Consider the following 12344-nt stretch of genomic DNA (forward strand, 5'->3'; position numbering starts at 1 on the left):
GATGTCTTCAATACGGAGAACGAATCCTTTATGCAGGAAACACGCCTGATGGAGAACGAGTATTCGGTCAATCTGCCGACCCGTTTTTTCTATAAAAAGAAGTGGAACAAGGGTTGGATAAACGTTGTCAACCCGTTCCGGGCAACAATAGTGTTGGGGACTCCGGGCAGCGGTAAGTCCTACGCCATAGTAAATAATTTTATCAAGCAGCAGATATCCAAAGGCTTCGCCCTTTATTGCTATGATTACAAGTTCGACGACCTGAGTACCATAGCCTATAACGAGTTATTGAAGAATATGGATAAGTACAAAATCCCGCCGAAATTCTATGTCATCAACTTCGATAATCCGTCCAGAAGCCACCGCTGTAACCCGATTGCCCCCGAATTTATGACAGACATCTCAGACGCGTATGAAAGTGCATACACCATAATGTTAAATTTAAACAAGACGTGGATTCAGAAGCAGGGGGACTTCTTTGTGGAATCACCTATTATCCTGCTGGCGGCTATTATCTGGTATCTCAAAATATACGAAAATGGCAGGTATTGTACATTCCCCCATGCCATAGAATTCCTGAATAAGAAATATGCGGATATATTCCCGATTTTGACCTCTTATCCTCAGTTAGAGAATTACCTGTCTCCCTTTATGGACGCCTGGGAAGGAGGCGCTGCTGATCAGTTGATGGGCCAGATAGCATCCGCTAAAATCCCCTTATCCAGGATGATAAGCCCACAGCTGTACTGGGTAATGACAGGCAATGATTTTACACTGGACATCAATAATCCCAACGAACCGAAAATACTTTGTGTGGGTAACAATCCCGACAGGCAGAATATATATTCGGCTGCACTGGGCTTGTACAACAGCCGTATCGTAAAGCTGATAAACAAGAAGGGAATGCTTAAATCTTCTGTTATTATCGATGAGTTACCGACTATTTATTTCCGGGGATTGGATAACCTGATTGCTACTGCCCGGAGTAACAAAGTAGCTGTCTGTCTGGGATTTCAGGATTTTTCGCAGCTCAATAGGGATTATGGGGATAAAGAGTCAAAAGTTGTGCAAAATACAGTCGGCAATATTTTTTCGGGTCAGGTAGTAGGCGAATCGGCCAAAACACTATCGGAACGCTTCGGAAAAGTATTGCAGAAGCGTCAATCCATGACTATCAACAGGCAGGATAAATCAACTTCTATCAGTACCCAGATGGACAGTCTGATTCCGCCTTCTAAAATATCGAATCTCACACAGGGTATGTTTGTCGGTGCTGTATCGGATAACTTCGATGAACGGATCGAGCAAAAGATTTTCCACGCGGAAATCGTAGTCGATAATGCGAAAGTGGCGGCTGAGACGAAGGCATATCAGAAAATCCCTGTTTTAACCGACTTTATGAATGAGGAAGGCATTGATACGATGGAAGTGGAAATACAGGAGAATTATACCCGGATTAAAGCTAATGTGGGGCAGATTGTAAAGGAGGAACTGAAAAGGATAAAGGATGATGAGAGTTTGAAACACCTTATTAAAAATTAGCCATTCCTTCGGGCGTTACTCTCAACGCTTTTCATTATCTCCGTAAAGAGGATTTGGTCGATGAATCGAACACTCTTGATTTGTCGGACTAACTCATTTTTATCTCTGTTTTCCTGTTACAGGAAAAAGACCAGAATTATGGCAGGCTGTAGACGGTACAATAAAATGCAACAAAATGGCAAGAAAAAAACGGTTCAATTTTCGTAGAGCTAAAATTAGAGCCAAACGAATCGGTGTTTGTAATATTCCCGAATGAATCAAAAACGGATTATGAGGATATTAAAAGTAAAAACTACCAAATATTAAATGAAAACGTATATAATCCCGATGAAAAATGGCAGGTAGCATTTGTGCCTAAATTAAGTCGTCTGTTTGAAATTGAGTTTGAGCAGTTAACTGATTTCAGCCAATCAGAGGAAGATTGGATTAAATACTTCTCTGGAACAGCACATTATAAAAAGAATATTAAATTTGAGGCATATCAGTTAGAAAAAAATAAATGTATTATACTTGATTTAGGACTACTGAATGATATTACCGAATTGATTGAAAATGGAGAAAACGCAACTGTATTATGGCATCCGCCTTATAAAGAGGATATAACTCCCTGGCTTAAAACAAGGAACAAAAAAATCATTGTATCCGTAACGAATAATTGAGTCAATCGTTTAATTGGCGACGAACAAGAACCCGCTGATTTTAAGTGAGGAGAAGATAGAGGTGTAGAGTTTGGAAGGGCAATGGATTCTTTTCCGGAATGGTTTATTAACAACATGCAACGTCCACCGGCAGGACATGTCGGATTTTACATTTGGTATTACCATCGTAAAAACTCGCCACTCGAACCAGCCGGCTTGTTAGGGGCGGGTCAGGATTATCGAACAAGATATCATTATAAATTGATTTTTTGTATATTGTGTTTGTATATTTTTCAATCGCTATCTGAAATGCCTCTTTAGAAATAGTATGGCAGTCATTGCTTATATATTATAAGTAAAGTGGTACGCATATAAATTATATAAAATCTAATTTACTTATTACTATGTGAATATATACACTATACGCCCCAAATTATAATTTTTCACATTTAGATAATTCCGACGGTTTATCTAATAATCAGATGGAATGCATATTTAAAGACAACCGGGGTTTTATGTGACTTGCTACAAATTCGGGGTTGAACAGATATGATAGTAATAAGTTTAGAATAAACTCTAATAAAGATATTTTGGATAAAATAGTGTATAGAATAGGACTATATACCTAATTTATTTATACAGTTTCTGTATTTTTGTCTTATATAGGTTTTATTTGAAAATTTCAATATTTTGTATATCAATAGAATACTTTTTTTTATGAAGTAATTTATTGTAAACTATATTATCATGAATGAATACAGAAAATATATAATTGTTTTTATATCTGCTTTTTTGATTTCTAATCAAAAAATATACCCTCAGTACGTATTTCGCCATATGGATGTGGTAAATGGATTACCTGACAATCAGATACGAAGTTTCTCCGAGACGCCTGATGGACGTATTGTTATCCGTACGCTTTCGAGCCTAAATATATATAATGGTGCAACATTCGAGTCTTTTTATCTGGATAAATTACAAGATTATCAATGGAGTTTTACTCGGTTCTTTAAAGAGTATTATGATATAGAAGGGCGAATTTGGATGAAATCGCCTGGATATTTGTCCTTGTTTGATCTGAAATATAATCGTTTCATAAAAAAAGAAAATATTGAGGACCAATTAGCTTCAATGGGAGTAAAATCGAGATTGAAAAACTTTTTTATCGATAACGATAAGAATTACTGGTTTTTGACCGAAGACAATACATTTTTGTTATATAATATTATAAAAAAGGAATTGACCATTATTGACGAAGGAAATAGCTCTTTCACTAAAGAATATGGCATTCCCTATGAATTAGCGCAGCACAAAAATCTATGTTGGATTTTGTATTCCAGTGGTTTGTTGCGTTGCTGGGACACTACATCAGAAGAATTCATATTTCAAGACACCCAATTTATGGGCAAAATATCAGAAATAACTGATCGAATTTCCATTTGCCCGACTGTAGATGGCAATTTGTGGATAATGGTAAATAGTGTAATATTCTATTACGACAAAACACATCACCCTGCTAAAAAGATTGCTACAATAGAAGGAACATCTAATTTTTTCACAAGTTTATCTCTTGACATAAACGGGAATGTATGGGCTGGGACTTCCTGGTCAGGACTAAGAAAGATTGACCATCATACTCATAAAGTAGAAATAATATCTCCTTTAAAACTGAATAAGGGAGGAACACTGAGCAACGACATACAAAGTGTTTATGTTGATCGGAATAATGGTACTTGGATTGGTACTTTATGGCAAGGATTATGTTATTATCATCCGAGTATGCAGAAATTTGAGCTGATACAGACATCGGAAAGTAATGGACTTACTAGTAATGAATCGGTTCGTTGTTTTCTTGAAGATGAGGATGGTACTATACTAATTGGCACTACGGCTAATGGACTTTATCGTTATAATCCTATAACCGGACAGAAAAGCAAAGCTTTTGGTGGACAAATTAATGATATTTGTTTATCCCTTTACCGGGATAAAAAGAATCGAATATGGGTTGGGACATTTCTCAATGGGTTTTATTGTATTGACGGAAATAAAATAACAAATTACAATAGGCAAACAAGTGATCTAGATACTAATCCACTTCAAAATGTATCGAGGGCTATCTTTGAGGATGATAGCGGACGATACTGGGTAAGTATCAAGAATGGAGTTGGAGAACTGAATCTGCAGACTGGTAAGATAACGATGCTACAAGATAAACATCCCGAGATACAGAAATACAAAGATGAATACGGATTTTACCAGATTGACAATAAGAATTTTATAGTCTACGGTCTCTCTGGAATTTACTATTATAACTTTCAAGATGATTCGGTATATGTCCCTGACGATGACAAAAAGAATCCCAAATTTAAAAATTCAAGTACGGTATATCACTGTATATATAAAGATAGCCGCAATTTGGAATGGTTCGGTACTGATCTTGGAATAAGAGTCTGGGATGAGAAATACAAAAAATTGTATACAATTGATATAGAGAATGGGTTACCAAATAATTCCATATCAGCTATTGTAGAAGATAATAATGGGGAGTATTGGGTATCTTATGCTAATGGTATTTCTAAAATACAGATAGACAATTCTGACACTAATGTCTATAAGTTTATCTTAGTGAATTTTGATACTCACGATGGATTACAAAGTGGACGGTTTTATGAGAATTCCTTTCTGAAAGCCAAAGATGGAATTTTATATTTTGGGGGATTTCATGGTTTCAATAGATTTGACCCTTCCCTGATTAAATATAATCAAAGCAAAAATAAGCCCGTATTTGTAACTTTCAAACTTTTCAATTCTGTTATAAAACAAGATATTTCGTATAACGGGCACGTGATTCTAAAAGAACCGATTAACAACACTACGCAAATCAAATTGAATTATAATGAGAACTTTATATCTTTTGAATTTGCCGGACTCAACTATGTAAATCCTACCCATACTTACTATAAGTATAAACTGGAAAATTACGATAAAGATTGGATAGAACTATCCACTACAGGTATAGGTACCGCTACGTATACAGGTTTGGCACCAGGAGAATATAACCTAATTGTTTATACTGCTAATAACGATAAAGTATGGGGAACACAGCCTGCCGAAATATCAATCATCATTACACCCCCATTTTGGGCAACAAAATACGCCTATATCTTTTATACTTTACTTACTATTTGCATTATATATGTAGTGTTCCGCCATTATAGCAAAAGATACAAAATAAGATTAGCAGAGCTACAAGTTGAAGAAAGCCGTAAACAAAAGGAAGAATTAGATGATCTGAAATTCCGTTTTTTTACTAATATCAGTCACGAATTCCGAACACCGCTTACGTTAATAATGACCCCACTGAGCACCTTAATAAGAAAAGAAAAAGACGAACGTGATAGGCAGAGTCTAAACTCTATTTACCGAAATGCCGAAGACATGCTTGAACTTATAAACCAATTATTAGATTTCAGAAAACTGGAAATGAGTGGTGAAAAACTAAAACTTTCTTTTGATGACATTATCCGATTTTCTGAATATATATTTGCTACTTTCAAAGAAATTGCAGAAGATAAGTCTGTTGGATTTACTTTTGAAAATGATATTGATCAGGTATTTATGTGGTTTGATAAAGAGAAGATTAGAAAAATATTAAATAATTTGTATTCAAATGCTTTCAAATTTACGAAAGAAGGTGGATATATCTCAACCGAAATCCGAATGGAAGAACACTCTGGACGGCAATATATAAAAGTTTCAATTATTGATACCGGGTGTGGTATTCCCAAAGAAGAATTACAAATCATATTTGAACGTTTCTATCAGTCTAACAATAATATATCAAAAATGATTGGTTCCGGAATAGGACTACATTTGGTGAGAGAATATGTAGAAATGCATGATGGATATATTACAGTAAATAGTGAAGTAAACAAGGGCAGCACTTTTTCGGTATTAATACCAACTGATCTGGAAGACGATAAGAGACTACAGACCCAGTTAATATCTGAACAAAATAATCAACATAAAGAGAAAAAAGAAAAAAGAAATATATTGGTTGTAGAGGACAATACCGAATTTCGTCAATTTTTAGTAGGACAGTTAAATGAACAATTTAATGTATCAGAAGCCTCAAATGGTGAAGAAGGAGAAATAATGGCTCGGAAGAAAAATCCGGATCTTATTATATCCGATCTTATGATGCCGAAAGTCGATGGTTTGGAACTATGTCGGCGACTAAAAAACGATATCCAAACATCGCATATTTCCATCATTTTATTAACTGCTCGATTATCTGATGAAGCAAAAATAGAAAGTTACAAAGCCGGAGCCGATTCATATATTGCAAAACCGTTCAATTATAAGGTACTTCAGGCACGTATTGATATGTTGATAGAGCAACAAAATAAGAGGAAAAAACTTTTTCAAAATACTTTAAATGTAGAGCCGGATAGCATTACCACTACCTCTCTGGATGAAGAATTTATAAAGAAAGCTCTTTTGTTAATAGAAAAAAATATTGACAATCCAGATTATTCCAACGACGATCTTAGTGGAGATTTAGGGATGAGCAGAAGCAGCCTTTATCCCAAATTCCAATCCATCACAGGACAAACCCCTAACCATTTTATTCGGTCTATCCGTCTGAAAAAAGCTGCCCAACTGTTACAGATAAGTCAATACAATATATCAGAAATAGCTTGGATGGTAGGGTTTAATGATATAAAATATTTTAATAAATATTTTAAAGAGGATTTTGGAAAAACTCCTACTCAATATAGAATAGATACTAAGTCTAAAGACTGATCATTGTGCATAGTGTTGAAAAACAGGGCAATATGATGTTTGTCCTGTTTTTTTATGGCCAGATTTGGATAATTTACCCAAAGATTTTAGATAAAATATCCTATTCGCTAATTATCATATAACATATATTTGTTTTCAGATTATTTCAATTGTGAACTTTAAATTATAATTATCATGAATGTAAACAGATTCAAATTTTGTCTCTTGCTGTTTTTGATTGGATTATGTACTACAAGTGCATACGCCCAACAAAAAACAATCATAGGGATAGTTACGGATGAAAAAGGGGAAGAGATTATTGGAGCCAGTATCGCAGTAAAAGGAACCTCTGTTCAAACTATTTCCGATATATCCGGTAAGTTTTCTATTCAGGCTCCCGATAACGGTATTCTTGTAGTATCCTATATAGGTTACCAAAAACAGGAAGTTCCTATAGGAACAAATCTTAACCTCAAGATCGTATTAAAAGAAAACACAGAACTACTGGGCGAAATTGTTGTTGTCGGATATGGAGTACAGAAAAAAGAAACATTGTCAGGATCGGTGACACAAGTCAGAGGTGAAGATGTATTAGCAGGAAAGGCCACACAGGATATGGCATCGGCTTTGCAAGGAACTATCCCCGGATTGACTATTACCCGCACTTCCTCCCGTCCAGGAAATGAAGGTACCGCAATAACCCTACGAGGTGGTATCTCCGTAAATAATGATGCAAATAACCCTATGATTCTAATTGATGGAGTAGAAGCCTACCAATGGGAGTTGTCGCAAATAAATCCGAATGATGTGGAAAGCATTTCGGTGCTAAAAGATGCTGCTGCGGCAATATACGGGACAAAAGCTGCTGCTGGTGTAATTTTAGTAACTACTAAGCGTGGCAAGGAAGGCAAAGTGAAAGTTAATTATTCAGGAAGTGTGCATGTGAATTTTGTCGGCAATCGCTTTCCGGCAGCAAACGGACAAGAATGGTCTCAGATGTTAGTCAAAGCGGTAGAGAATGACTATAAATATGGAGCCGATCACACTTGGGACTGGAAATTAGGCTGGCCAGAAGAAACATGGCGTGCATTAGCCAATGGGGAACGAATCGAGGGAATGGTTGGTGGATTTTATAAGATATTAGATCCGTATGCCGATCAGTTCGATGCTGTATATGGAACAACTTGGGGACAAGCTCATAATGTAACTATTAGCGGAGGTAGTGATAAGGTGAAAATATTAACTTCTTTGGGGTATGCTAATGACCGTTCATTAGTAGATGTTGTATATGACGGGCAAAAAAAATACAATTTCAGGACCAACTTAGATTATACAATAAATGACTGGGTAAAAACTGAATTTAATGTCGCTTACGATAAGAGGGTTACTAGTACTCCTACTCAGGGTGTTGGTCAGGGACTGCAAGACATGTATCTTTTTCCGATGTACAACGAATATGGGCAATTCTACGATACTTTTGGTGGAAATAATGTTGTAGCAAAACTAGTAGAAGGAGGACGAACAAATAATACAGAAGGAATACTCCGGCTGGGAGGAAAGCTGACTTTGACTCTGAATAAACTCATTGAAGGCCTGTCTTTCCAAACTTCTGCAAACTTTCGAATACGCAATAACAAAAAAATAGAAAGACAAACGAGTATAACTTTATATGACTGGGCCGGAGAAACCGCGTCTGCCGATGGGTATCCAGATTATTCATTGGGATCTGGAGCTATAAAAACAATATCTTCAAATGATAATCTTTGGGTGAAAAATACACTGATTGAAACATTTTATCAGACTTACAATGCCATATTTAATTATAATAGAAAATTTGAAGATCATAATATAGGTATTATGGCTGGTCTGACCGGTGAAAAAAATCATTATGAAAAATATTATCAATATAGGTCGGGTATGGCTGTTGATGGATTAGATGATATAAATCTGGGAGACGTAACTACGTCTCAGGCGACAGGAGGGAGAAATGAAGTTGGGATGGTATCTTGGCTAGGTCGGTTAAATTATGATTACAAAGCTATCTATCTGTTAGAAGGAACTTTCAGAAGGGATGGATCCTCGCGTTTTTCTAAAGAAAACAGATGGTCAAATTTTTTCGGAGTGTCAGGAGGAATACGTCTAGCGGAATTTGGTTTTATGAAAGATTGGGGAGTATTTGACAACTTGAAATTGAGAGCCTCTTATGGTGAAGCCGGAGCACAAGCGGGTATTGGTGAATATGATTATTATTCCACGATAGGTACGGGGAGTACCATTTTTGGTTATGCAGGTGATAAACATAATACCGCATGGATATCGTCTATGACTTCTTCCGACAGAACATGGGAGCGAGTTGCTACAACAAACTTCGCAGTTGATTTTGCAACTTTAAACAATCGGCTGAGCGGAACTTTCGAATATTATATCCGAAACAATAACGATATGTTGATCTCTATATCTTATCCTGCAACACTCGGTGCTTCAGCACCTAAAACCAATAGTGGGAGTTTCAGAGCCAATGGCTGGGAACTTCAATTAAACTGGTATGATAAGATAGGAAAAGATTTTTCATACAATGTTGGCTTATCTTTATCTGATGCTAAAACAAAAATCACAAGTTATAAAGGAGCTATTGCAATAGCAAAAGGGTATAACAATCAGGTAGGAGGCAATGCTTTTATTGAAGGAAAACCCCTGAATGCACTCTATGTCTATAAAACCAATGGTTATCTTCAGAACGAAGCAGAGGTTGCTGAATATTATAAGACTATTAACGGATCGGGAACCGAAGCTCCTGTGGAAGGCACCAATAACCAACTAAGGCCAGGGTCTGTAAGAAAAGTGGATTTAAACAATGATAGTAAAATAACAACAGATGACCTTTACTATTATGGTGATGCAAATCCTCATTACCAATTTGGAATTAATTTGGGAGCTAAGTATAAAGGCCTTGATTTCTCGATGTTCATTCAGGGAGTTGGTAAACAAAGCCTGATCCGTACCGGAAATCTAGAAGGTCCTTTCCGTAGTTGGTGGATGAACCAGAATAAGACATTTTTGACCGAGACTTGGACAGAAACCAACACAAATGCCCGTTTCCCTATTCTGTCAATGAACGGCAATGTTTCATGGTGGAATTATGGTATGTATAATGACATCAATGTGATGGATTGTTGGTATATGCGTGGAAAAAACATTTCTGTCGGATATACTCTTCCCAAAACAATAGTAAAAAAGATTGGACTAGATAATCTCCGTTTCTACATATCGGCTGATAACCTATTCGAATTTTCTAATGTGGCAGATGAATATGACCCAGAAGCGCAATCCAAATCAGCACAGGGTAATGTAGACGTCTATGCGCGCACTGTGTCATTTGGCATTGATTTAACTTTTTAAATAAACTTTAGATATAGAATAATATGAAAGCAAATAAAATAATAATATGCTCATTGGTAACAACTATGTTAATGACAAGCTGTCTTAATGACTTCTTAGATCTAGAACCACTTGACTCCCAAACAGAAGCTATTTATTTCAACAATCTGGAACAATTTCAGGCTGCGGCAGATAATTTGCATGCCAATATATATGCCTTTGTTAGCGCAGGAACCTCGGCAAACGATGTATATGCTATAAATTTCGATTACGGAACAGACTTAAATATAGCAGGAAATGATGCTGTTAGCGGCACTAATGCTGCAAAAACATCTGATACATATTATACTAAAACTTATCAATGGCTCCGTGCTTGCAATCAGTTGATAGAGAAAGGTCAGATTTATTCCAATCCGAATGAAATTGCTGGTTCGGTAGGACAAGCACACTTTTTCAGAGCTTGGCACCATTTCTTTTTACTGAAGCGTTATGGCGGGATCTCTCTCATGATGTCAACACCAACTACCGACTCAGATATTGTGTGGGGCCCCAGAGCTTCACGCTATGAAACGATAAAGGCTATTTTAGATGATCTGGATGTGGCTATTGATAAATTAAAAAGTACTACTGTGACTTCTACTAAAAATGACGGACATGTCACTGTCGATGCTGCGAAAGCTCTTAAAGCCCGTGTTTGCTTATTTGAAGGCACATGGGAAAAATATAATGGAATTGGTTCTGCAGATGCTACGAATGGCGATGGCGTTAAAGCCGGAAGCGGTATAGCCATTCCCGAAAACTACCCATCAGTTACAGATTTTCTAACAATGGCCAAAAACCTTTCGTCTGATGTTATGAGCAATGATAATTTCGAACTTTTTTTAGGAGTGGAAAGTGCTTCGGAATCAGCCAATCCCGATTATTATGCACATACAAGTTATTTCTATTTATTTAATTTGGAGGAATCAAACTCAAACCCTACAGGAGTATCTAAAGCCAATAATAAAGAAACTATTTTCCGTACGGTTTACAATCATACCAATAAAAAAACACAGATGAATCTTACTCACAGCGAGCCTGTGAAAATGACACGTAAACTGATGGATATGTATTTGTGTACAGATGGATTGCCCGTTCACGTATCCCCACTATTTAAAGGTTACACATCTATGAATGAAGAATTTGAAAATCGGGATTATCGTTTAACGGCATGTCACCCAAAAACCTTAGACTATGTTTGGGGGTGGGGTATGTATGGTACAGGAGCAGATTATAAAACCGATATTTATTCGCTATCGGCGAATAAATACCAGTATTGTCCAAACCTATTAACAAACTCTTCATTTGGTACACGTGGCCGTAAATTTTGTAGCGAATTAAGCACTTTGGGAGCTGCCGGCGATGAAGCAATGGATTATATGCACATACGCTTAGCCGAAATATATCTGATATATGCAGAAGCTACTTGTGAATTAGGGAATGGGATTATATCTGATACCGATCTGGAAATGTCGATAAATAAAGTGCGTGCCCGAGGAGGTATTGCCCCTTTGAATGCAGCACTGATAGCCAAAGCTCAATTGTTGGGATGTAATATGACTTTCTTAGGCGAAATCCGGCGTGAACGTGCATTAGAACTTTATGGAGAAGGCCAACGCATCGGAGATCTTTGTCGTTGGGGTATTGCAGAACAGGTACTAGGAAAGGAACGATGTGGAGTTTATGTAAATTATGGAGGAACTGATTCGTATTTAGTAAATATGAAAAATCCGGTGACTGGAGTCAATGTATATTCATCTAGTGTTTGGGCCGGAAATATAGTAAATTTCGAAGTAGGCTATGAAGATCCTGCTTATACTTCAACTAAAACAGGAGCTTTGATCGTAGAGCACAAAGCTAATCGTAAGTTTGCTAAAAAGAATTATATACAACCAATCCCGACGGATGAAATTAAATTGAATCCTAAATTACTTCAAAATCCAGAATGGTAGTGATTAAAAA

At 36.6% G+C, this 12344-nt stretch carries 5 protein-coding genes; all 5 read left to right on the forward strand.

The features are described 5' to 3' along the window. Positions 1-1542 (forward strand): conjugal transfer protein MobC (gene mobC, locus BUC12_RS19060; protein ID WP_073357346.1); only part of this gene is annotated, 1542 nt, incomplete at its 5' end. Between the two features lie 233 nt (positions 1543-1775). Beyond that, positions 1776-2201 (forward strand): glycosylhydrolase-like jelly roll fold domain-containing protein, encoded by a 426-nt coding sequence (locus tag BUC12_RS19065; protein ID WP_062184767.1) that lies wholly within the window; start codon positions 1776-1778, stop codon positions 2199-2201. 726 nt (positions 2202-2927) lie between these two features. Further along, positions 2928-6986 (forward strand): hybrid sensor histidine kinase/response regulator transcription factor, encoded by a 4059-nt coding sequence (locus tag BUC12_RS19070; RefSeq protein ID WP_062184772.1) that lies wholly within the window; start codon positions 2928-2930, stop codon positions 6984-6986. Between the two features lie 174 nt (positions 6987-7160). After that, on the forward strand, positions 7161-10364 hold the full coding sequence (locus BUC12_RS19075) for a SusC/RagA family TonB-linked outer membrane protein (RefSeq protein WP_062184775.1): 3204 nt from the start codon (positions 7161-7163) through the stop codon (positions 10362-10364). A 23-nt stretch (positions 10365-10387) separates the two neighbouring features. Beyond that, positions 10388-12334 (forward strand): RagB/SusD family nutrient uptake outer membrane protein, encoded by a 1947-nt coding sequence (locus BUC12_RS19080; protein ID WP_062184779.1) that lies wholly within the window; start codon positions 10388-10390, stop codon positions 12332-12334. Positions 12335-12344 lie beyond the last annotated feature (10 nt).

Origin of the sequence: Indolivaga macrotermitis, from assembly GCF_900128985.1 — a bacterium.
GTDB lineage: Bacteria > Bacteroidota > Bacteroidia > Bacteroidales > Dysgonomonadaceae > Dysgonomonas_A > Dysgonomonas_A macrotermitis.